The sequence below is a fragment of the Bradyrhizobium tunisiense genome (assembly GCF_042263385.1).
Classification (GTDB): domain Bacteria; phylum Pseudomonadota; class Alphaproteobacteria; order Rhizobiales; family Xanthobacteraceae; genus Bradyrhizobium; species Bradyrhizobium tunisiense.
This window is the reverse complement of sequence record NZ_JBHLEV010000004.1, coordinates 690,055-711,987: the sequence shown is the minus strand read 5'-3', so window position 1 is coordinate 711,987 and position 21,933 is coordinate 690,055. Positions and strand designations below refer to the sequence as shown.

21 protein-coding genes are annotated in these 21,933 nt (G+C 64.8%); 9 read left to right on the top strand and 12 right to left on the bottom strand.

From position 1 onward, the window contains the following. Positions 1–101: 101 nt before the first annotated feature. Complete coding sequence (gene ald, locus ACFDR6_RS22045; RefSeq protein ID WP_375859472.1) at positions 102–1,217, bottom strand: alanine dehydrogenase; 1,116 nt, start codon at positions 1,215–1,217, stop codon at positions 102–104. Positions 1,218–1,357: 140 nt separating this feature from the next. On the opposite strand from ald, the gene ACFDR6_RS22040 reads away from it, so the two are divergent. The 6 genes from ACFDR6_RS22040 (at position 1,358) to ACFDR6_RS22015 (ending at position 8,728) form a co-directional block, all read left to right on the top strand. Beyond that, entirely contained in the window at positions 1,358–1,837 is a 480-nt protein-coding gene (locus ACFDR6_RS22040; protein WP_375859471.1) for an Lrp/AsnC family transcriptional regulator, read from the top strand. Positions 1,838–1,973: 136 nt separating this feature from the next. After that, positions 1,974–2,465 carry a (2Fe-2S)-binding protein gene (locus ACFDR6_RS22035; RefSeq protein WP_375859470.1) on the top strand — a complete coding sequence of 164 codons (492 nt, stop codon included), beginning with the start codon at positions 1,974–1,976 and terminating at the stop codon, positions 2,463–2,465. Beyond that, positions 2,462–3,478: an FAD binding domain-containing protein gene (locus ACFDR6_RS22030; protein WP_375859469.1), complete on the top strand. Its 1,017-nt coding sequence runs from the start codon at positions 2,462–2,464 to the stop codon at positions 3,476–3,478. Before ACFDR6_RS22035 ends, ACFDR6_RS22030 begins: the two co-directional genes overlap by 4 nt. A 7-nt stretch (positions 3,479–3,485) precedes the next feature. Continuing rightward, positions 3,486–5,690, top strand: coding sequence for a xanthine dehydrogenase family protein molybdopterin-binding subunit (locus tag ACFDR6_RS22025; protein ID WP_375859468.1), 2,205 nt, complete (start codon positions 3,486–3,488; stop codon positions 5,688–5,690). Positions 5,691–5,788: 98 nt separating this feature from the next. After that, positions 5,789–8,146: an Orn/Lys/Arg family decarboxylase gene (locus ACFDR6_RS22020; protein WP_375847614.1), complete on the top strand. Its 2,358-nt coding sequence runs from the start codon at positions 5,789–5,791 to the stop codon at positions 8,144–8,146. 6 nt (positions 8,147–8,152) lie between these two features. Next, positions 8,153–8,728 carry a GNAT family N-acetyltransferase gene (locus tag ACFDR6_RS22015; RefSeq protein ID WP_317240297.1) on the top strand — a complete coding sequence of 192 codons (576 nt, stop codon included), beginning with the start codon at positions 8,153–8,155 and terminating at the stop codon, positions 8,726–8,728. 3 nt (positions 8,729–8,731) lie between these two features. Here the strand turns inward: ACFDR6_RS22015 and ACFDR6_RS22010 are convergent, their stop codons facing one another. Both ACFDR6_RS22010 and ACFDR6_RS22005 read right to left on the bottom strand, forming a co-directional pair. Continuing rightward, entirely contained in the window at positions 8,732–8,944 is a 213-nt protein-coding gene (locus ACFDR6_RS22010; RefSeq protein ID WP_212092365.1) for a hypothetical protein, read from the bottom strand. A gap of 118 nt (positions 8,945–9,062) precedes the next feature. Beyond that, a complete protein-coding gene (locus ACFDR6_RS22005; protein WP_212092364.1) occupies positions 9,063–10,112 on the bottom strand; it encodes a hydroxyacid dehydrogenase in 1,050 nt (349 codons plus the stop codon). A 240-nt stretch (positions 10,113–10,352) separates the two neighbouring features. Between ACFDR6_RS22005 and ACFDR6_RS22000 the strand changes: the two genes are divergently transcribed. From ACFDR6_RS22000 to ACFDR6_RS21990, 3 genes are all read left to right on the top strand, one after another. Beyond that, positions 10,353–10,907 carry a thiamine pyrophosphate-binding protein gene (locus ACFDR6_RS22000; protein ID WP_375859467.1) on the top strand — a complete coding sequence of 185 codons (555 nt, stop codon included), beginning with the start codon at positions 10,353–10,355 and terminating at the stop codon, positions 10,905–10,907. Positions 10,908–10,918: 11 nt separating this feature from the next. After that, on the top strand, positions 10,919–11,527 hold the full coding sequence (locus ACFDR6_RS21995) for a thiamine pyrophosphate-dependent enzyme (RefSeq protein WP_212092362.1): 609 nt from the start codon (positions 10,919–10,921) through the stop codon (positions 11,525–11,527). 77 nt (positions 11,528–11,604) lie between these two features. Continuing rightward, on the top strand, positions 11,605–11,982 hold the full coding sequence (locus ACFDR6_RS21990; protein WP_375859466.1) for a VanZ family protein: 378 nt from the start codon (positions 11,605–11,607) through the stop codon (positions 11,980–11,982). A 45-nt stretch (positions 11,983–12,027) separates the two neighbouring features. Here ACFDR6_RS21990 and ACFDR6_RS21985 read toward each other — a convergent pair whose 3' ends face one another. The 9 genes from ACFDR6_RS21985 to ACFDR6_RS21945 form a co-directional block, all read right to left on the bottom strand. Next, positions 12,028–12,411 carry a DUF1236 domain-containing protein gene (locus tag ACFDR6_RS21985; protein ID WP_212092360.1) on the bottom strand — a complete coding sequence of 128 codons (384 nt, stop codon included), beginning with the start codon at positions 12,409–12,411 and terminating at the stop codon, positions 12,028–12,030. Positions 12,412–12,524: 113 nt separating this feature from the next. After that, entirely contained in the window at positions 12,525–13,412 is an 888-nt protein-coding gene (locus ACFDR6_RS21980) for a 2-hydroxy-3-oxopropionate reductase (protein WP_375859465.1), read from the bottom strand. Positions 13,413–13,513: 101 nt separating this feature from the next. After that, a complete protein-coding gene (hyi, locus tag ACFDR6_RS21975) occupies positions 13,514–14,299 on the bottom strand; it encodes a hydroxypyruvate isomerase (RefSeq protein ID WP_212092358.1) in 786 nt (261 codons plus the stop codon). 11 nt (positions 14,300–14,310) lie between these two features. Next, positions 14,311–16,095, bottom strand: coding sequence for a glyoxylate carboligase (gene gcl, locus ACFDR6_RS21970; protein ID WP_375859464.1), 1,785 nt, complete (start codon positions 16,093–16,095; stop codon positions 14,311–14,313). Positions 16,096–16,247: 152 nt separating this feature from the next. Next, positions 16,248–18,050: an adenine deaminase C-terminal domain-containing protein gene (locus ACFDR6_RS21965; RefSeq protein WP_375859463.1), complete on the bottom strand. Its 1,803-nt coding sequence runs from the start codon at positions 18,048–18,050 to the stop codon at positions 16,248–16,250. A gap of 85 nt (positions 18,051–18,135) precedes the next feature. Beyond that, positions 18,136–18,930: an NYN domain-containing protein gene (locus ACFDR6_RS21960; protein WP_375859462.1), complete on the bottom strand. Its 795-nt coding sequence runs from the start codon at positions 18,928–18,930 to the stop codon at positions 18,136–18,138. Positions 18,931–18,982: 52 nt separating this feature from the next. After that, positions 18,983–20,482, bottom strand: coding sequence for a tripartite tricarboxylate transporter permease (locus tag ACFDR6_RS21955; protein ID WP_317240305.1), 1,500 nt, complete (start codon positions 20,480–20,482; stop codon positions 18,983–18,985). Beyond that, a complete protein-coding gene (locus ACFDR6_RS21950) occupies positions 20,482–20,967 on the bottom strand; it encodes a tripartite tricarboxylate transporter TctB family protein (protein WP_375859461.1) in 486 nt (161 codons plus the stop codon). Before ACFDR6_RS21950 ends, ACFDR6_RS21955 begins: the two co-directional genes overlap by 1 nt. Then, on the bottom strand, positions 20,964–21,932 hold the full coding sequence (locus ACFDR6_RS21945) for a Bug family tripartite tricarboxylate transporter substrate binding protein (protein ID WP_375859460.1): 969 nt from the start codon (positions 21,930–21,932) through the stop codon (positions 20,964–20,966). Before ACFDR6_RS21945 ends, ACFDR6_RS21950 begins: the two co-directional genes overlap by 4 nt. Position 21,933 lies beyond the last annotated feature (1 nt).

Genomic DNA, 21,933 nt, shown 5'->3' with positions numbered 1-21,933 from the left:
GTGAGGGGTTCTCTCCTTGCGAACGGTGTTGGACGCGGAGCAAACCCCTCATCCGGCGCTTCGCGCCACCTTCTCCCACAAGGGGAGAAGGGAAGAAAAAACTACGCCGCCAGCCCGCTCTCGACCGATGCGAACTCCAGGCCCAGGCTTTCCGCCACCGCCCTGTTCGTGATCCGGCCGCGATGCACGTTGAGTCCGTTGCGCAGATGCGGATTTTCCAGCGCCGCGGCAAAGCCTTTGCCCGCGAGCATCAGGCCGAACGGCAGCGTGGCGTTGTTCAGCGCCTGGCTCGACGTCACCGGCACCGCGCCCGGCATGTTGGCGACGCAATAATGCACGATGCCTTCGACTTCGTAGGTCGGATCGCTGTGCGTGGTCGGATGCGAGGTCTCGAAACAGCCGCCTTGGTCGATAGCGACGTCGACCAGCACGGCGCCCGGACGCATCGATGACAACATCGCGCGGGTGACCAGCTTCGGCGCACTTGCGCCCGGCACCAGCACCGCGCCGATCACGACGTCGGCGGCGAACACCTCCTCCTCGACCGACTCGATCGTCGAGAAGCGGGTGCGCGCGCGCCCGGCAAATAGATCGTCCAGCTGGCGCAGGCGAGGAATAGAGCGGTCGATCACCGTGACCTCGGCGCCGAGCCCTGCTGCCATGCGTGCCGCCTGCGTTCCGACCACCCCGCCGCCGAGCACGACCACCCGCGCCGGTTGTACGCCCGGCACCCCGCCGAGCAACAGCCCGCGCCCGCCCGCCGATCGCCTGAGCGCGGCGCCGGCCGCCTCGATGGCGAGGCGGCCGGCGACTTCGCTCATCGGCGCGAGCAGCGGGAGGTGGCCGCCCGCATCCGTGACGGTCTCATAGGCGATCGCGGTGCAGCCGGAGGCGAGCAGGCCCTTGGCTTGCTCCGGGTCGGGCGCGAGATGGAGATAGGTGAACAGGATCTGGCCTTCCCGGAGCTGGGCCCATTCGCTTTTCTGAGGCTCCTTCACCTTCACGATCATGTCGGACTTGGCGAAGATATCGCGGGCGCTTTCGGCGATCGCGGCCCCTGCCCGCCGATAAACCTCATCCGATGCGCCGATGCCGCTGCCGGCGCCGGTTTCGACCGTGACCTGGTGCCCGGCGGCGACATATTCACGGACTGCGCCGGGAGTGAGTCCGACGCGATATTCCTGCACCTTGATTTCCCTGGGAACACCGACGCGCATCTTCTGCTCCTCCAAAGCATTGATTCCACTCATCATCGTAGCGATGGCGGCGGTTTGGTTTCATGCAAATATCCGCTAGGTTCAAAGCCTGCGCGCCGGTTTCCGGCGCGGAAACCTCCTTTCACGCTGGAATCGAAACCTTGGCCCTCGACCGGAAAGACCTCGCCATCCTCGCGGAACTCACCACCAATGCGCGGGCCAGCCACACCGAGCTTGCCAGCAAGGTCGGGCTATCAAGCACCGCAATGGCGCGGCGGCAGAAGGCGCTGGAGGACGACGGCTACATCCAGGCCTATCAGGCTGCGCTCGACCTCGCGAAGTTCGGCCTCACCACGACGGTGCTGGTGCGGATCGCGCTGGAAAGCCAAAGCGACGACGCATTGAAGGCATTCGAGGCCGAGGTGGTGAAATGCCCCTCCATCGTGCGCTGCTTCCTGATGTCGGGCACTGACGACTACATCCTGATCGTGCTCGCTCGCGACATCCAGGATTTCGAGCGCATCCATCGCACCGAACTGTCGCGGCTGCCCCGCGTCGCCCGCGTGCAATCCAGTTTCGCGCTGCGCGAGGTCGTGAGCCGCGCTGTGCCGACCGTGGTGTTCGCCGACACCAAGCGCTGATCTCGTCCGGGCGATCCAAGCACCGGTGGGAACCAAGCATCCCGTCATCCGTTGGGCGCTATTGGCCAGCGGCGGCAACGCATCCTCTTGTCTGCTTGCAAACTCGCGCAGCTCGGCCCCTCCGCAGGGAACGAATATGGCCGATATGACCGATCAGCCCCTCGAACGCATTCCAATCAGCCTCCTCGTCAATGGGACCAAGCGCACACTCGAAGTCGCGCCGTGGACCACGCTTCTGGATGCCGTGCGTGACCGGCTGGCGTTGACCGGCACCAAGAAGGGCTGCGATCACGGCCAATGCGGCGCCTGCACCGTGCTGGTCGACGGAAGACGGGTCAATTCCTGCCTGACGCTCGCCGTCATGAAGGATGGCGCCGAGATCACGACGATCGAAGGCCTGGGTAAGGACGGCACGCTGCATCCCCTGCAGCAGGCCTTCATCGATCATGATGCGTTTCAGTGCGGCTATTGCACGCCGGGACAGATTTGTTCTGCCGCGGGCCTGTTGGCCGAAGGCCGGGCACGCGACGCCGACGAGATCCGGGAATTGATGAGCGGAAATCTCTGCCGCTGCGGTGCTTACCCCAACATCGTCGCTGCGATCGAGCAGGCCATGAGCCGATCATGAACAACTTCCAATACTCCCGCGCAAGCGACGTCGCTGATGCCATTCGCCTGCTCTCCACCGATCCGAGCGCAAAGCTCATTGCCGGCGGCACCAACCTGATCGACCTGATGAAGGAGAACGTCGAACGGCCTTCTCGCCTGATCGACATTTCCCGCCTGCCGCTTCGCGGCATCGAGGAGACCGCCGATGGCGGCCTGCGTATCGGCGCCTTGGTGACGAATTCGGACCTCGCCTACCACCCACTGATCGAGCAGCGCTACCCCCTGCTCGCCAGCGCCATCCTCGCCGGCGCCTCCGCGCAGCTGCGTAACATGGCTTCGGTCGGTGGAAACCTGATGCAGCGAACGCGATGCGCCTACTTCTATGACACCACGACGCCTTGCAACAAGCGAAGCCCCGGCACGGGCTGCTCGGCACTCGACGGGCTCAACCGCAACCACGCTATCCTCGGTGCCAGCAAGTCCTGCATCGCGACCAATCCATCCGATATGAGCGTGGCGCTGGCCGCGCTCGGCGCGCTCGTGCACATCGCCGGCCCCGTGGACGCGCGCACCGTTGCGCTGACGGATTTCCATCGGCTTCCGGACGACAAGCCTCATCTCGATACGATTCTGGGCAAAGGTGAGATCATCACTGCCATCGAACTGCCGCCGCACAGCTTTAGCCGGAACTACAGCTATCTGAAGATCCGCGACCGACTGTCCTACGCTTTCGCCCTGGTCTCGGTCGCAGTGGCGCTCGAACTGGAGGGCAACGCGATCGGCGAAGCGCGTCTTGCCCTCGGCGGCGTTGCTCATAAGCCTTGGCGAAGTCTCGAGGCCGAAGCGGCGTTGCGCGGCCAGGCCGCGACACCGGATCATTTCGGGCACGCCGCCGATCTGCTGCTGCAGGGAGCAACCGCCGGTTCACACAATGGATTCAAGATCGAGCTGGCGCGCCGAGCCGTCGTGCGGGCTCTGATGCAGGCCACGAACGCCACGCCGCAATCCCAAGCTCACAAGAAGATCGCGTGAGGCACCGATGAACGCCTATGTCGGAACACCAACGTCGCGCGTCGACGGCCGTGCCAAGGTCACCGGAGCCGCGAAATATGCCGGAGAATTCGCGGCAGACCGTCTGCTTCATGGGTTTGTAGTCGAGGCAACCATTCCGCGCGGGCGCATCGCCCACCTCGACACGAGCGAGGCGCTGAAGGTCAAGGGTGTGGTCGACGTGCTGACCCATGCGAATCGCCCGCCCCTCGCCGACAAGGACGAAGCCTGGAAGGACGAGGTGGCGCCGGAGAAGGGCTCGCCTTTCCGTCCGCTCTACGACGACAGGATCAAGTTCAACGGCCAGCCTATCGCGCTCGTCGTCGCCGAGGATTGGGAGACCGCCAAATTCGCGGCAACGCGCGTTCGCGTCGAGTACGAGCAGGAGGCGTTTGCGACCGATCTCGAATCCGAACGCGGCAGGGCTTCCGAAGTCGAGCAGCCGCACAAGCCGCGCGGTGATGCCGAAGCGGCAATGACGCAGGCGGCCGTCCGTCATGAAGCGGACTATGTGCTTCCGACCGAGCATCACAATCCGATGGAGCTATTCGCAACGACGGCCGTCTGGGACGACAGCGGCCGGCTCACCGTCTACGACAAGACGCAAGGCGTCCAGAACGTGCAGAAGTTCCTCTGCGGCGTTCTGGGAAAGAAGCCGGACGACATCCGCGTGATCTCGCCCTATGTCGGCGGCGCCTTCGGCTCCGCTCTTCGGCCACAGCACCAGGTGGTGCTGGCAACACTTGCCGCGCTCGCATTGAAGCGGCCTGTGCGTGTCGTGCTGACCCGGCAGCAGATGTACGGCCTTGGCTATCGTCCCATGACGATCGAGCGCGTTGCGCTCGGTGCAAGGCCGGACGGCACGCTCGATGCGGTCACGCACGAAGCGATTGCGGTAACCTCGCGCTACGAGGATTTCTCGCGCAACGATACCGGCTGGGCGGAGCAGCTCTACAAAAGCCCCAACAGCCGCTCCTCCCACAAGCTCGTTCCCCTCGACGTCGTCACGCCCAGCGACATGCGTGCACCGGGCGCGGCAACGGGCGTCTGCGCACTCGAATGCGCCATGGACGAATTGGCCGTCGCACTCAAACTCGATCCGATCGAGCTGCGCCTGAAGTGCTATTCGGACCGCGACCAGACCGGGGACCTGCCTTACACCAGCAAGCAACTGCGCGAATGTTACGCTCGCGGTGCGGAAGCTTTTGGCTGGAACCGCCGCAATCCCGAACCGCGCGCGATGCGAGACGGCAAGGAATTGGTCGGTTGGGGCATGGCGACGGGAGTATGGGAGGCGTTGCAGATGCCGGTCGCAGTCCGCATCGCGCTGACGGCCAACGGCCATGCAGAGGTCTCCTGCGCCGCGTCCGACATCGGCACCGGCACCTACACCATCGTGGCGCAGGTCGCGGCCGACGCCCTCGGCCTGCCGATCGAGAACATCAGCGTCAGGCTCGCCGACTCGACCTTGCCACAAGCTCCTGTCCAGGGTGGATCCTGGATGGCGGCGTCCAGCGCGCACGCCGTGTTGGGAGCAGCCGAGGAGATCCGCCAGGAACTCGTTCGGCACGCCAAGGCGATGCCGGGTTCGCCACTTGCCGACGTCGATCCCGCCAGCATTACCTTTGCCGACGGCATGCTCGCCGGCAGCGGCAAGGACGGGACCACCGTCTCCATCTCGGACATCATGCGCCACAGCAAGCTCGAGCGGATCGAAAAGGAGAAGCTCAACCAGTTCACCGAGGACAAGTCGCACGCGCGCAACACCCATGCTGCGGTGTTCGCCGAGGTCAAGGTGGATGAAGAGCTCGGCATCATCCGCGTCACGCGGATCGTGAGCGCCGTCGCAGCCGGGCGCATCCTGAACACCAAGACCGGACGCAGCCAGATCATGGGCGGCGTGGTCTGGGGCATCGGAATGGCGCTTCACGAGGAGACGGTGATGGACCACCGCTTCGGCCGCATCATGAACGCGAACATCGCCGAGTACCACATTCCCGTGAATGCCGACATTCACGACATCGACGTCATCTTCGTCGACGAACCAGACAATCGGATCAACAAGCTCGGCGTCAAGGGGCTCGGCGAAATCGGGGTCGTCGGCGTGCCCGCCGCGATTGCGAACGCCGTCTATCATGCCACCGGCAAACGCATCCGGCGCTTCCCGATCACACTGGACAAGCTGCTGGACTGAGGCCGTAGACACTCGAACAATCCCGCGGCACTCGGGTTGTCATCCAACTGTCATCGAATGTGCCGAGAGCTGTGTCTCCTCCACATTCGGGACCTGACATGGACTATTTCAAGCGTTTCAACTTCCTGTTCGCCGCACCCGTTTTCGATGCCGACGATCTCGAAGGCATCCGCTTCAACCAGATCATCGAGGAGATCCAGCGCTCCGGCTTCGAGGTGGTCCGGGCCCGCAAGCTGGAGGACGCCGAGATGGCGGTGCAGACCGATGCCGCGATCGGCTGCATGGTGGTGGACTGGGGCAAGAAGGGGCTGGAAGGCAAGACCTCGGCGCTGATCAACTTGATGCGGCGCCGCGGCCTCGACTTCCCGATCATCCTCCTGATCCGCCGCAAGCGGTTCGAGGATTTGCCGGTCGAGGTGCTCGATTTCATCGACGGCTACGTCTTCCTGTCCGAGGAGACGCCGACCTTCATCGCCAAGAATCTGATCAGCCGCCTGAAGCAATACGCCGAGACGCTGAAAACGCCGTTCTTCGGCGCGCTGGTCGACTATGCCGAGGAAGGCAACCAGCTCTGGACCTGCCCGGGCCACAATGGCGGCGTGTTCTACAACCGAAGCCCGATCGGGCGCGTGTTCGTCGAGCATCTCGGCGAGTCCGTGTTCCGCGACGACCTCGACAATTCCGTGCTCGATCTCGGCGATCTCCTCACCCATGAGGGGCCGGCGCTGAGGGCGCAGAAGGAAGCCGCACAGATTTTCGGCGCGGAGAAGACCTATTTCGTGCTCAACGGCACCTCGACCTCGAACAAGGTCGCGCTCGGCGCGCTCGTCACCGACGGCGATCTCGTGCTGTTCGACCGCAACAACCACAAGGCCGCCCATCACGGCGCGCTGATGATCAACGGCGGCGTCCCGGTCTACGTCCCGACCGTCCGCAACGCCTGGGGCCTGATCGGCCCGATGCGCTGGGACATGCTCGACGAGAAGGCCTTGCGCGAGGCGATCCGCAGCCACCCGCTGATCACGGACAAGGAGGCCTGGCGCAAGGAACGGCCGTTCCGCGTCGCCGTGGTCGAGCAATGCACCTATGACGGCACGATCCACAGCGCCGAGATGATCCTGAAACGCATCGGCCATCTGTGCGAATACATCCTCTTCGACGAGGCCTGGGCCGGCTTCATGAAGTTCCATCCGCTCTATGCCGGCCGCTTTGCCATGGGCCTCTCCAACCTTCCCCCGGAAGCGCCCGGCATCATCGCCACGCAGTCGACCCACAAGCAGCTCGCCAGCTTCTCGCAGGCTTCGCAGATCCACATCAAGGACCGCCACATCCGCGGCCAGAAGCGGCGCGTCGAACACCGCCGCTTCAACGAGAGTTTCATGCAGCACGCTTCGACCTCGCCCTTCTATCCACTCTTTGCGTCACTGGACGTCGGCGCGCAGATGATGAAGGGCCGCTCCGGCGAAGTGCTGTGGGACGACACGATCCGGCTCGGCATTGAGCTGCGCAAGAAGATGCGGGCGATGCGCCGGGAGTTCGAGGAGAAGGAGCAGAATCCGGAGCGGCGCTGGTTCTTCGAACCGTTTGTTCCGGATCGCGTCGCCATTCCCGATGTCAGCCGCCCCGGCGCTGCGCACAACGTCGCCTGGGAGACCCTCTCCACCGACGAGCTCGCCACCAATCCCGCGTTGTGGCAGCTCTCTCCCGACAGCGCCTGGCATGGCTTCCCCGGCCTCACCGAGGGCTTTGCCATGACCGACCCGAACAAGCTGACGCTGCTGACGCCCGGCTTCGATCGCACCACCGGCGCCTATGCTGAGCACGGCATCCCCGCACCGGTCGTCGCGCAATATCTCCGTGAGAACCGCATCGTTCCCGAGAAGAACGACCTCAACTCGCTGCTCTTCCTGCTCACGCCCGGCGTCGAAGCCAGCAAGGCCGGCACGCTGATCTCGGGCCTCGTGGCGTTCAAGAAGCTGCACGACGACAACGCGCTGCTCGCCGACGTCATCCCCGAGTTTTGCCAGCGGCGACAGGCGCGCTATGCCGGCGCGCGCCTGCGCGACCTCTGCGGCGAGATGCACCGCTTCTTCCGCGCCGCGGATGTCAGCGCACTCCAGGCGCGGCAATTCATGCCGGAACACATGCCCGAGATCGCGATGTCGCCCCGCGACGCCGCGCGTTACCTGTTCCGCAATGACGTCGACTATCTGCCGATCGAGGCGATCGCGGGCCGTATCGCCACCACGCCCTTCGTGGTCTATCCACCGGGCATAGCCACCATCGTGCCGGGCGAAAGGCTCAACGAGCGCGCCAGGCCCATGATTGATTATCTCAAGATGTTCGAGACCTGCTTCAACACCTTTCCGGGCTTCGATGTGGAAATCCAGGGCGTCTACAAGGAGCTCGATGCGAACGGCCGCATCGGGCTCTATACTTACGTCGTTGCCGAGTAGGTGCCGATGAACGAAACAGCTGCGCGCGCGAGTGACGAACAGGTTCTGGTCCGCCCCTCACGTCACACCGATGTCGAGGCGATGCTGGCGATCTACCGCTATCATGTCCGCAATGGCGTGCCCCGCGACGTCGAAGGAACCGGCGCGCCCGAGCCGGACGACCTGCGTGACCGGCGTAAGAACCTGAAGCAGACCCGGCTGCCGCACCTGGTTGCCACCTATCGTGGCGCGGTCGTGGGCTATGCCTATGCCGTGCTATTCCGCAAGCGGCCGGCTTATCGCTACACGGCCAAGCATTCGATCTACGTCCATCACGAGCACCTTGGCCGCGGGATCGGACGGCTGCTGCTCCAGGAGCTCGTCGACGCGTGCGCGGCGGCCGGCTTCCGCCAGATGATCGGCTATATCGACGCCGACAATGCGCCCTCGCTGGCGCTGCACGAAAAATTCGGCTTCGCGCGCGCAGGCTTGCTTTGCGGCGTCGCCTATCGCCACGGCCGCTGGTCCGACACCGTCATGGTGCAGCGCTCGCTCGGCGCCGGGACAACGGCGCCTCCGCCCGTCATGGCGGCGGGCCGCTAGAGCTCAGGACGGAAAGTCAGCCGGTCTGACCTGGATGCGGTCGGCATGCAGCGACCAGTGATGCAACGCCTGGTCCTTGCAGAACCTTGCCTTCGCCCGCTCCGTGGCCTCGTCCTCGTCGGCGGCGTCGACCTCGAGCGTACCCTGACAGACCTCGCACTGCCGACCGTACTCGCCGAGCACGTTCTTCATGAACCTGACGACATAAGTAGCCATGGCACCTCCTGCTGCCCCGGCAGCACTCTAGTCCCATTTAAGCCGTTCGGGGAAAGGAGATTTTGACGCGGATCAAAGCCAAAGGGCGATTTCTCGCCCCGCGTCGCTTCGGTTGTCCTTACCCCGGCATCACCCCGAACGCCTGCTTGAACCGCGCCGCGTAAGCCGGCCAGACCTCGGGATTGATGATACGCGGCGGGCGCTTGCCGTCGAGCGTGTCCAGCACCTGCTCGGCGGCAATGCGGCCCATGTTCTGGCGCGCCTCGATGGTCACGCCCGCGGTGTGCGGGCTCGCCAGCACGTTGTCGAACTGGAGCAGCGGATGATCCGGCGGCGGCGGCTCCTTGGACCAGACGTCGAGGCCGGCACCCGCGATGCGCTTGTCACGCAGGGCCTGGAGCAGCGCATCCTCGTCGTGGATGAAGCCGCGCGCCGTAGTGATGAAATACGCATGCGGCTGCATCAGCGCGAACTCGCGCGTGCTGATCATGTTGCGGCTACCCTTGTCGAGCGGGCAGGAGATCGAGACGAAATCGGCACGGCGCAACAGCTCGTCGAGCTCGACCTTCTCGCCGCCTCGCTCGGCCATCACTTCGGCCGACAAATACGGGTCGTAGGCCAGCACCTTCATGCCCAGCAGGCCCTTGCACAGCGCGGCGATGCGGCGGCCGACATTGCCGAGGCCGATGATGCCGACGGTCTTGTGCTCGACCTCGTTGCCGACCAGATCGTTGCGGTTGACGTCGCGCTCCCGGCGCAGGCGGCGATCGGACTGGATGATGCGCTTGGACAGCGTCAGCATCATCGCCAGCGCGTGCTCGGCGACCGAATGAGCATTGCCGCCGGACTGGTTGACGACCAGCACGCCCGCATCGGTGCAGGCCTCGACATCGACTGGATCGAAGCCCGCGCCGTTGCTTGAGACCAGCAGCAGGTTCGGCGTACGCTTCAGCAGGGCGGCATCGACATGGAAATGGGGGGCGAGCTCGTCCCGGGCGGCGCCGATCTGATAGACATGCGCCGCGCTCAGGATCGGCGCGTAGAAGTCCTCCGGACTCTCGTTCTCGATGCGATCGAGCCGGACGTCAGGCCGCGCCTTCAGGATGTCGATATAGATCGGATTGGCCAGATATTTGACGTAGAAGACGCGCTTGCTGTTGACGGACATCAGGACCCTTCCGGCTATCGAGGGAGATCCGCAAGGGTCAGCGCAATGCGCGCCCGTCCGTGCCCCCTCCCGTTTTTCGTTGTCGCCGCTTATGACATGGCGGCGCCGGCCACGACAGGCTGTTCCGCGCAGATCACGGTGCGGCCCGGACATGTTGACAATCCCGCCCGCTCCGTCAAGTTCGGCCGATCGCCGCGACGGCCAGACCCAAGAAGCATGCGCGGCTGCAGGGAGGACGCGATGGCGATTGCGGAACGGCAGGCGACGCCGGCGGCGGGCGATAACAGATGGCACGACATCGTCCTGCAGACCCTGAAACGGAACGAGATCAGCCTCATCCCCTACGTGCCCGATCGCGTGCTGACCCCTCTGATCAAGAACCTGCATGCCGATCCCTTCTTCACCGCTTTCGCCACCGCCCGCGAAGAGGAGGCGGTCGGCATCGTTTCGGGCGCCTGGATGGGCGGACGGCGCGGCGCGGTGCTGATGCAGACCTCCGGCTTTGCCACGCTCGCCAACGTCCTTGCCTCGCTGGCGGTGCCCTATCAGATCCCGCTGATCATGTTCGTCTCCGAGCGAGGCACGCTCGGCGAGTTCAACTACGGGCAGTCGCTGGTCTGCCGCACCATGCGGCCCGTCCTGGACTCGCTGGCTCTGGAGCACCACACCATCACCCGGCTCGACGAGCTCGAATTCATTGCCGACCGCTCGATCAAGCAGGCCGTCACCACGCAGGCGCCCGTGGCGCTGATCCTCAACCCGCTGCTCACCGGCGGCAAGACCTTCGACAAGTGAGGTCGGCCAAAATGAATACCGACATGAACACTGGCAACACCAAGGTGATGAATCGCTTCGACGTGACCTCACGCCTGATTGGAAAGCTGAAGCACGAGGAAGCCGTGATCGGCGGCATCGGCAACACCAATTTCGACCTCTGGGCCGCCGGCCACCGCCCGCAGAATTTCTACATGCTGGGCAGCATGGGGCTCGCCTTTCCGATCGCGCTCGGGGTCGCGCTGGCGCAGCCCGACCGCCGCGTCTTCGCGCTCGAAGGCGATGGCTCGCTGTTGATGCAGCTCGGCGCGCTCTCGACGATTGCGAGCCTGAAGCCGAGGAACCTCATCATGGTCGTGATGGACAATGGCATCTACCAAATCACCGGCGCACAGCCGACACCTGCGGCAAGTGTCGCCGACATCGTTGCCATTGCCGTCGGCTCCGGCCTTTCCAGCAGCGCCTGGGCGGCGGACGAGGAGGATTTCGAACGCCTGGTCGAAGCGGCGATGTCGGCCACCGAGCCGAGCCTGATCGCGGTCCGTATCGACGACAAGCCCGGCGTTGGCGCCACGAGGCGCGATCCCGTGCAGATCCGGGAACGCTTCATGCACGGGCTCGGCGTGCGCGAGCCCCTTTAATTTTCCGTCATTAACTACACGGCGATCTGATGGAAGGACGGTACCGGTCCACTGCCGATCCGTGCTAAGCGCAATGCATGTCGATTTTAGTTCGATTCATTGCCTGGTTGCTCGCCGCCGCAGTGACCTTCGCGACCCTTGGCCCCCCCGGTTTGCGGCCCTATTCCGGCCTCGGCCAGGACGGCGAACATGCGCTTGCCTTCATCCTGGTGGGATTGGCCTTTGGCCTCGCCTATCCGCGCCGGCGCGTGCCGAGCGCAGCGGCTGCGGTCGCCCTGATCGGCGTGCTGGAGCTGATGCAGTTTTGGGCACCCGGACGCCACGCCCGGCTGGAGGATTTTCTGGTCGACGCGCTCACCGCCTGCATGGGCTTTGCGCTCGCGGCCGGGGTCGATTGGCTGCTCACGCGCCTTCGCACGGGCACCGCCGCGACAAGCGAAGGCCCCGCGGAGTGACATTCCGCAGGGCCCCTATTCTCAACGCTTAACGTTTGCCGCCGATCAGTCGATGATCTTCACGACGCGGCGGGTGCGCGGCTCGACGATCACGCGGCGGTCGTTCACGACCGCATAGCGATACTCGGTGTAGTTAGGCACCGGGCGCAGCACGACGGTCGGAGGCAGCGGCTCGCCGACCACGACGCGCTCTTCCACGACAACCGAGTCACTTCGCGGGATTCCGCCGAGAATCGCATTCGGAATTTCGAGACCCGCGCCGACGGCAGCACCGACGGTGCCGCCGACCATCGCACCGACCGGGCCACCGATGTCGCCGCCCGCACGCGCGCCATCCCTGGCGCCCTGTTCGGTCGTCGACTGAGCAAAGGCTGCGCTCGACGCCAGCAGCGACGCGGCAGCCAACGTAATCGCAAAACGGGTTTTCATGACTTGAGACTCCAATAATTGATATGCGCCTTCAACCGCGGGGCGAGACCATTGTTCCAGTTCCCCTGCGGCGAAAGACACACAGGATCCGGAGACTGTTACCGCGTAACAGTTCAGGCTGCGGTGATCTCGTGCCCCGCCATCAGTTCCAGCGCGCGCACCATCGCCGAATGATCCCATGCCTTGCCGCCATGGGCGGTGCAGGACGAGAACAATTGCTGCGCCACCGCCGTGCTCGGCAGCGAGAGGCCGAGCGCACGCGCGCCTTCCAGCGCGAGGTTGAGATCCTTCTGGTGCAGCTCGATGCGGAAGCCGGGATCGAAATTGCGCTTCACCATGCGCTCGCCGTGGACCTCGAGAATCCGCGAGGAGGCAAAACCGCCCATCAGCGCCTGCCGCACCAGCGCCGGATCGGCTCCGGCCTTCGATGCAAACAGGAGCGCCTCGCTCACTGCTTCGATCGTCAGCGCGACGATGATCTGGTTGGCAACCTTCGTCGTCTGGCCGTCGCCATTGGCGCCGACGCGGGTGACGTTCTTGCCCATCTTGTCGAAGGCCGGTTTCATGGTGTTGTAGGCCCGCTCCGGGCCGCCGACCATGATGGTGAGGCTCGCCGCCTTGGCGCCAACCTCTCCACCCGACACCGGCGCGTCGAGATAGTCAGCCCCCAGCGCCTCGATCTTCTTTGCGAACTCCTTCGTCGCCAGCGGCGAGATCGAGCTCATGTCGACGACGATCTTGCCCTTGGAGATGCCGCTCGCGACACCGTCCTTGCCGAACAGCACCTCCTCCACATGCGGGGTATCAGGCACCATGATGATGACCGCGTCCGCCTCCTCCGCAACCGCTTTGCCGGATTTGCAGGCAATGCCGCCGGCCGCGATCAGCTCCGGCGCAACGGGCGCGACGTCGTGCAGGAAAACACGATGGCCCGCGCCAAGAAGATGGCCGGCCATCGGCCGTCCCATGGTGCCAAGTCCGATGAAGCCGATGTCGATCATGTCTGGTTTCTCTCAGTTGTCTTCGCAAAATTCCATCCACGCGCTCGGTGCACCTCTCCCGCGCGCGGGAGAGGGAGCGCACCGCGAGCGTGACAGGACCTCTACGTCTCGAATGTCCGCGCTGCGTGCCACGAGAGCCCTTCCAGCGTCGTGGTGCGCGGCTTGTATTCGCAGCCGACCCAGCCACGGTAGCCGATCGCGTCGAGATGCCGGAACAGGAAGGGATAGTTGATCTCGCCGGTGCCGGGCTCATGGCGGCCGGGATTGTCGGCGAGCTGGATATGGGCAATCTGCGGCAGATATTCCTGCATGGTGCGGGCGAGATCGCCCTCCATGATCTGCATGTGGTAGATGTCGTACTGGATGAAGAGGTTGTTCGACCGCACGTCCGAGATCAGCTGCACCGCCTGCTCGGTGCCGTTGAGGAAGAAGCCGGGAATGTCGAGCGTGTTGATCGGCTCGACCAGAAGCTTGATGTTCTCCCGCGCCAGCGTCGAAGCCGCAAAGCGCAGATTGCCGACCAGGGTCTCCTGAAGCTCGCGCGGATCGGCGTCAGCAGGGGCGATGCCGACGAGACAGTTGAGCTGCTCGCAATCGAGCGCCTTGGCATAGTCGATGGCGCGGAATACGCCGTCGCGAAATTCGGCGGTGCGATCGGGCAGGATCGCAATGCCACGCTCGCCTGCCGCCCAGTTGCCTGCGGGGAGATTGTGCAGCACCTGCGTCAGCCCGTGGGCCTCGAGCTGCTCGCGCAGCTGCGCCTTGTCGAAGTCGTAGGGAAAGAGATACTCGACCCCGGCAAAGCCCGCGGCCTTCGCCGCCGTGAAGCGCTCGAGGAACGGCATCTCGTTGAAGAGCATGGTGAGGTTGGCGGCAAATTTCGGCATGATACGGTCCCCTATTCCGCCGGCTGCAACACGCGTGTGGTTGCGACCTCGTCGAGCGGAAGGTCCAGCACCTCCTCGAATTCGACGATGTTGTCGATCTCGGTGCCCATCGCGATATTGGTGACGCGCTCGAGGATGAACTCGACCACCACGGGCACGCGGTGCCTGGCCATCAATTCGCGCGCGGTGGCGAACGCCGCCTGCGTATCCTTGGGGTCGGTGACGCGGATGGCCTTGCAGCCGAGGCCTTCGGCGACTGCGACGTGGTCGACGCCGTATCCATTGAGCTCGGGCGCATTGACGTTCTCGAACGAGAGCTGGACGTGATAGTCCATGTCGAAGCCGCGCTGTGCCTGGCGGATCAGGCCGAGATAGGAGTTGTTCACGACGACGTGGATGTAGGGCAGATTGAATTGCGCCCCGACCGCGAGCTCCTCGATCAGGAACTGGAAGTCGTAATCGCCTGAGAGCGCGACGATCTCACGATCCGGGCACGCGGCACGCACGCCGAGCGCGGCGGGCAGCGTCCAGCCGAGCGGCCCTGCCTGCCCGGCATTGATCCAGTTGCGCGGCTTGTAGACACCGAGAAACTGCGCGCCGGCGATCTGCGACAGGCCGATCACGGTGACATAGGTGGTGTCGCGACCGAACGCTTTGTTCATCTCCTCGTAGACGCGCTGCGGCTTGATCGGGACGTTCTCGAAATGGCTCTTGCGCAGCATCGTCTTCTTGCGATCTCGGCAGGCAGCGGGCCACGCCTGGCGCTCGCGGAGCTTGCCCGAGCGCCGCCACTCCCTGGCGACGGTGACGAACAGCTCGAGCGCGACTTTCGCATCCGAGACGATGCCGAGATCGGGATTGAACACGCGCCCGATCTGGGTCGGCTCGATGTCGACATGCACGAAGGTGCGACCCTTGGTGTAGGTCTCGACCGAGCCGGTATGACGGTTGGCCCAGCGATTGCCGATACCGAGCACGAAGTCGGATTCGAGCATGGTGGCGTTGCCGTAGCGGTGGCTGGTCTGGAGACCCACCATGCCGGCCATCAGCACGTGATCGTCGGGGATCGCGCCCCACCCCATCAGGGTCGGCACGACAGGCACATTGGCGATCTCGGCGAATTCCACCAGCAGGTCCGAAGCGTCGGCATTGATGATGCCGCCACCCGCGACGATCAGCGGACGCTCGGCAGCATTGAGCATCTCCAGCGCCTTCTCGACTTGCTTGCGCGTCGCGGCCGGCTTGTAGACCGGCAACGGCTCATAGGTCTCGTCGTCGAACTCGATCTCGGCGAGCTGCACGTCGAGCGGCATGTCGATCAGCACCGGCCCCGGCCGGCCCGAGCGCATCACGTGAAAAGCCTGGCTGAACACACGCGGCACCAGCGCCGGCTCGCGCACCGTCACCGCCCATTTGGTCACAGGCTTTGCAATCGACTCAATGTCGACCGCCTGGAAATCCTCCTTGTAGAGCCGCGCGCGCGGCGCCTGCCCGGTGATGCAGAGGATCGGAATGGAATCGGCGATCGCCGAATAGAGGCCGGTGATCATGTCGGTGCCGGCCGGCCCCGAGGTTCCAATGCAGACGCCGATATTGCCGGCCTTGGCGCGGGTGTAGCCCTCCGCCATGTGCGAAGCGCCCTCCACGTGGCGTGCCAAAATGTGGCGGATCGAGCCGCGCTTCTTCAGCGCCGAGTAAAGCGGATTGATCGCGGCCCCGGGAACCCCGAAGGCAGTGGAGATGCCCTCTCTCTCAAGAATTCGCACGGCAGCATCGATAGCTCGCATCTTCGCCATATCGGACCTCGCTCAAGTTGCGTCAGCGAGCGAGATCATCGGGCGCGCGGCATGCGATCTCAACGAGATCGATTTTATTTTCCACGATGCGGCAGCCGCAGGAAAAACGCGGCGGCCTCAATCGGTTAGATCGAGATACACGTGAAAGATGATTACTCGAACAGAGGCGCCAGCTCCATCTGTGGCACCAGCACGAGGCCCTTGTCGGTGATGCGAATTTCCGGAATGACCGATAGCGGAATCAAATTGAAACCCATGTAGGGGATGGTGCAGCCGGCCTCGGCCCATTCCTTCTTCAGCGCCTTGACCTCTTGGGCCACTTCGGTGACGCGCTTGTCGGACAGGAGCCCCGCGATCGGCAGCGGGACCAGCGCCCTCACCTTGCCGTCGGCGACGACGCAGACACCGCCCTGTTGCGCTTTGATGGCTGATATTGCCGCATGCATATCGCCCTCGTTGGTGCCCGCGACGATGATGTTATGGCTGTCGTGCCCGACGCTGGAGGCGACTGCGCCGCGCTTGAGGCCAAAATCCTTCAGCAGGCCGTGGGCAACGTTGCCCGCGGATTTGCCGTGACGCTCGACCACCGTGACGAAGCAGAGGCCGTACCGCGCGAACAGCGACGGCCAGTCCTTTGCCGGCTCGATCGCGACCTTCTCGTGGATCAGCGTAATGCCTGGCAGCGCGGTCTTGATCGCATTGACGGTGCAGGCCGTCGCCGGCAGCTCCGGCGTCAGCTTCATCGTCTCCGGCAGTTTGACGGTGGCGTAAGCAGCCTTCGGATATTGATAGCGCTGCGACAGCGCCTGATCGAGAAGCGGCGTGATCTTGCCATGCTCGACCACGAGCTCGCCGCCATACCAGGTACATTGGGGCCTGAGCTGATCGTCCATCAGCACGAGATCGGCCCGGCGTCCGCCGCCGAGCCCGCCGATATCGCCATCCATGCCGAAGCGGGTTGCGCCATGCAGCGAGCCCATCGACCAGGCCTGTTCCGGCGACATGCCGGCTTTCACGGCTTCACGCACCACCCAGTCCAGACCGAACAGCAGGAGATCGTCGGCATCGCGGTCGTCGGTGCACACGGCGGTGCGCTTGTGAGAGGCCCCGAGCTCGGTGACCGTGCGGATCGCCTGCGGCAGCGAGTGCCATGGCGTCGTCGGCGGCCCGCCGCGCAGGAACACCCAGACGCCGGCGTCGAGCAGATCGTCGGCGATGTCGCGATCAATCGCCTCATGGGTGTCGGTCACGCCGCTCGCCGCATAGGCCGCAACAAATTCGCGGCCGTAGACGTGACCAGAGACGGGACGGCCCCGCTTCAAGGCGGCCGCGAGGATGGCGTGACTACGCTCGTCGCCCATCGTCACCGGCACAAAGTCCATCTTCTCGCCGAGCGCGACAGCCTCCGGCCAACGATCGAACAGGCCGGCGATCTTGTCCGGTGTGAGGTCTCCGCCGGCGGTCTCCAGTTCCGCCGAGGTCGCCGGCACCGTGCTCGGCACCGTCAGGAAGATCGAGAGCGGCGCCTCGCGCGCGTCCTCCAGCATCGCCTCGACGCCGGCGACGTCCATGACGTTGCCGATCTCGTGGCTGTCGCAAAAGATCGTGGTGGTGCCGTTCAGCAGCGCCGCCTCCGCATAAGCGCAGGCCGTCACCATCGAGGATTCGATGTGGATGTGCGGATCGACCAGGCCAGGCGCGATGATGCCGCCGGCCGCGTCGTAAGTCGCGACACCACTCCAGGCCTTCTTCGCCGTACCCGCTGGCTTCACCGCGGCGATGCGCCCGCCGGTGATCCAGATCTCCCGACCGGGATGGATGCGCTCCGAATAGGTCGAGAGCACCCGGGCGCCGGTCACCACGAGGTCGGGCGCGAGACGTGCGGAGGCCACATCGGCCAGACGCCGGGTCATCGCGTGCAGCGGCTCGACGGCAAAGCGGGCAAGTTTGGTCATCGGGACCCTCGAGTGGCGTTACGGCCCTGCGATGGTTACGCCGTGCGCCAGACCGGGCAAGCTCAAATATGACGGCACGCCTTGCTTACGCTTTAGGCGCCGAACTGCCTGCCGTTGCGGCCCTTCGGCGCGAGTTCCGCGGTCTCGAAATCGGTGCGGCAGCGGGTTTGACCCGAATGCGCATCGACCGCCCTTTTTGCTCGTCAATCTCGAAGGAATTTGTCTTCCGTACGAGGTCGCTCAGCTTTCGGAAGCCGAACGTCCTCGGATCGAAATCGGATGCGAGGTTGGCAAGCTGCCGGCCGACCTCCCCGAGAGGAACCCAGCCGTCCTCGCTCTCCATCTGGGTGATGACCTTCTTGATGATGGGTGTGGCCGCATCGGGCGGCTGAAGCGGCGCCCGCCGCGAGGTGGCGTCCTGCGTATTCGCTGATCCAGCGAGGAGGTTCTCGGTGTAAACGAATCTGCGGCAAGCCTGGCGGAAGCTTTCCGGCGTCTTCTGCTCGCCGAACCCGAAGACGTCGATGCCCTGCTCCCGGATGCGGGCAGCCAAGCGGGTAAAGTCGCTGTCGGACGAAACCAGGCAAAACCCGTCGAACCGGCCGCTGTGAAGCAGGTCCATCGCATCGATGACCAGGGTGATGTCAGATGCGTTCTTTCCCGTCGTATAAGCGAACTGCTGCTGCGGGATGATGGCGTGCTTCGACAGGATGTCGGCCCAGCCCCTGGATCGTGCGTTGGAGAAGTCGCCGTAGATGCGACGGACGCTGGCCTCCCCGATCTTGGCAATCTCCTCGAACAGGCCGTCCGCGATCTTCGCCGAGGCATTGTCGGCGTCGATCAGAACCGCGAGACGGGGCGAACGGAGCTCAGAAGGCATGACAGTTCCCCACGAATGGACGCGACACGAGAAGACAAATGCGTCGGGACGGCTAGTCCTCGTTCGCCTTGAAGCGTCCCATCCCCTTCAGCACAAAGGGGGCCAACAGCGCAACCAGCGCGATGCCGAGCAGCGTGGCCGAGATCGGGCTCTGCAGCAGCGTCATGGGATCGCCAAGGCTGATCGCCAGCGCTCTGCGCAACTGGCTCTCGGCGATCGGGCCCAGGATCAGGCCGACCACGACAGGCGCGATCGGAAAATCGAACCGGCGCATCAGGAATCCGAGCACGCCGAAGCCGGCCAGCATCGACAGCTCGATGACCGACGGCTTTGCCGCGATGGTGCCCATGGTCGCGAACACGAGGATGCCGGCGTAGAGCCAGGGCTGTGGGATCGCGAGCAGCCGCACCCACAGGCCGACCAGCGGCAAATTGAGCACCAGCAGCATCATGTTGGCGATGAACAGGCTGGCGATCAGGCCCCACACGAGGTCAGGCCGCTCGGCGAACAGCAGCGGCCCCGGGTTGAGGCCATATTGCTGGAATCCCGCCAGCATCATCGCGGCCGTCGCCGAGGTCGGCAGCCCCAGCGTCAGCAGCGGCACCAAGGTGCCGGCGGCAGAGGCGTTGTTGGCGGCTTCCGGTCCGGCCACGCCCTCGATCGCGCCTTTGCCGAATTCTTCGGGATGTTTCGTCAGCCGCTTCTCGGTCGAATAGGACAGGAAGGTCGGGATCTCTGCACCGCCCGCGGGTAGCGCGCCGATCGGGAAGCCGAACATGGTGCCGCGCAACCACGGCTTCCACGAGCGCTTCCAGTCTTCCTTCGTCATCCACAGCGAGCCGCGCACCGGCTCGAGCTTCTCCTCGCTGTGGTGGCGGCGCGATGCGACGTAGAGCGCCTCGCCGACCGCGAACAGGCCCACCGCAAGCGTCGTCACCTCGACGCCGTCAAGCAGCTCGGGGACGCCAAACGCAAGCCGGGCCTGGCCGGTCAACTTGTCGATGCCGACGAGGCCGAGCGTCAGGCCGATGAACAGGCTGGTCAGGCCGCGGATCGGAGAATCTCCGAATGTCGCCGACACCGTGACGAAGGCGACGCACATCAAAGCAAAATAATCCTCGGGGCCAAAGCGCACGGCGAAATCGACCAGCCAAGGCGCAAGGAACGCCAGACCGATGGTGGCGATGGTGCCGGCGACAAAGGAGCCGATCGCCGAGGTCGCAAGCGCCGGCCCGCCGCGGCCCGCCTTGGCCATCTTGTTGCCTTCGAGCGCGGTCGCCATCGAGGCGCTTTCGCCGGGCGTATTGATCAGGATCGCCGTGGTCGATCCGCCGTACATGCCGCCGTAATAGATGCCGGCGAACATGATCAGCGATCCGCCGGGATCGAGCTTGTAGGTGACCGGCAGCAGCAGTGCGACCGTCAAGGCCGGACCGATGCCGGGCAGCACGCCCACGGCGGTGCCGAGGAACACGCCGATCAGCGCGTAAAGCAAATTCATCGGCTGGACGGCGACGGCCATGCCGTGGGCAAGCGCCGCAAAAGTATCCATCACAGCAGTCGCTCCAGAGGTCCGGCCGGAAGGCTCAGCGTCAGCAGGCGGTCAAACGCGAGATAAATGAGCGTCGACATCACGAGGGCGATGATAGAATCCACCGGGATGGCGCGGCGCCCGAACGCCGCCGATGTCGTCACGAACAGCGCCGAGGTCGCCAGGATGAAGCCGCCGCCGAAGCCGATGATGGCGATCAGCAGCGCCAGGCCGATGAGGATCAAGATCACCGGCACGGGATCGGCGCTCTCTCGCGCCGGCAGATTGCCGCGCAGCGCGTCGATAAGATTGCCGATCGCGAGCAGCGCGAGGCCGATGGCGATCACGACAGGCATCGCCTCCGGCCCCATGCCATACATCGCGGTAGATTGCAGACGGCCCGCGTCAAGGACCAGCACCGCGGCGAGACCTGCGAGCAGCGCGGCGATGACGATGCCGGCGCAATCGACGCGCCGCGGCGGCTGGGCCGGATCGCCTGAGGTCATGATTTGACGAGGCCGACCGACTTCAGCACGTCGGTGACGCGCACGGTTTCCTTCTTCAGGAAATCGGCGAAGGCGTCGCCGCCGAGATAGGCATCCTCCCAGCCCTTCTGCTTGAGGATTTCCTTCCAGGCATCCGACTTCACCATCTTCTCGACCGCCTCCGTCAGCGTCTTCTTCTGCTCAGGCGTAATACCGGGAGGCGCGACCACCGAGCGCCAGTTGGCAATCACGAGGTCGATGCCCTGCTCCTTGAAGGTCGGGATGTCGTTGCCCGGGAGGCGCTTCTCCGAGGTGACGCCGATCGCGCGCAGCTTGCCGGACTTGATCTGCCCTTCATATTCGCTGAGGCCCGAGATGCCCGCGGTGACCTTGCCGCCGAGGATCGCGGCGAGCGACTCACCGCCGCCGGAGAACGGGATGTAGTTGATCTTCTTGGCGTCGGCACCGACCGCGCCGGCGAACAGGGCCGCCATCACATGGTCGACGCCGCCGGCCGACCCCCCGGCAAACGTGACCTTGGCGATGTCGGCCTTCACCGCGGCGGCGAGATCCTGCGCAGTCTTGATCGGCGAATTCGCGGGAACCACGATCACCTGGATTTCCTCGGTCAGGCGCGCGATCGGCGTCACCTGCTCCAGCGTCACCGGCGACTTGTTCATGGCCAGCGCGCCCACCATGACGAAGCCGTTGACCATCATCTGGTTGCCGTCGCCCTTGGCACCATTGACGAACTGCGCGATGCCGACGCTGCCGCCGGCGCCGGGAACGTTGGTGACCTGCACGCTGCGCGCAACACCGGAAGCCACCAGAGCCTGCTGCATCGATCGCGCGGTCTGGTCCCAGCCGCCGCCGGGCGCGGCCGGCGCCATCAGCTTGAGCTCGAGCGGTTGGGCAAGGGAAGGCGTCGCTGCCGAAAGGGTCAGCGCAACGGCCGCGCCGGCAAGGCGCGGGGAAAAGCGAAACATG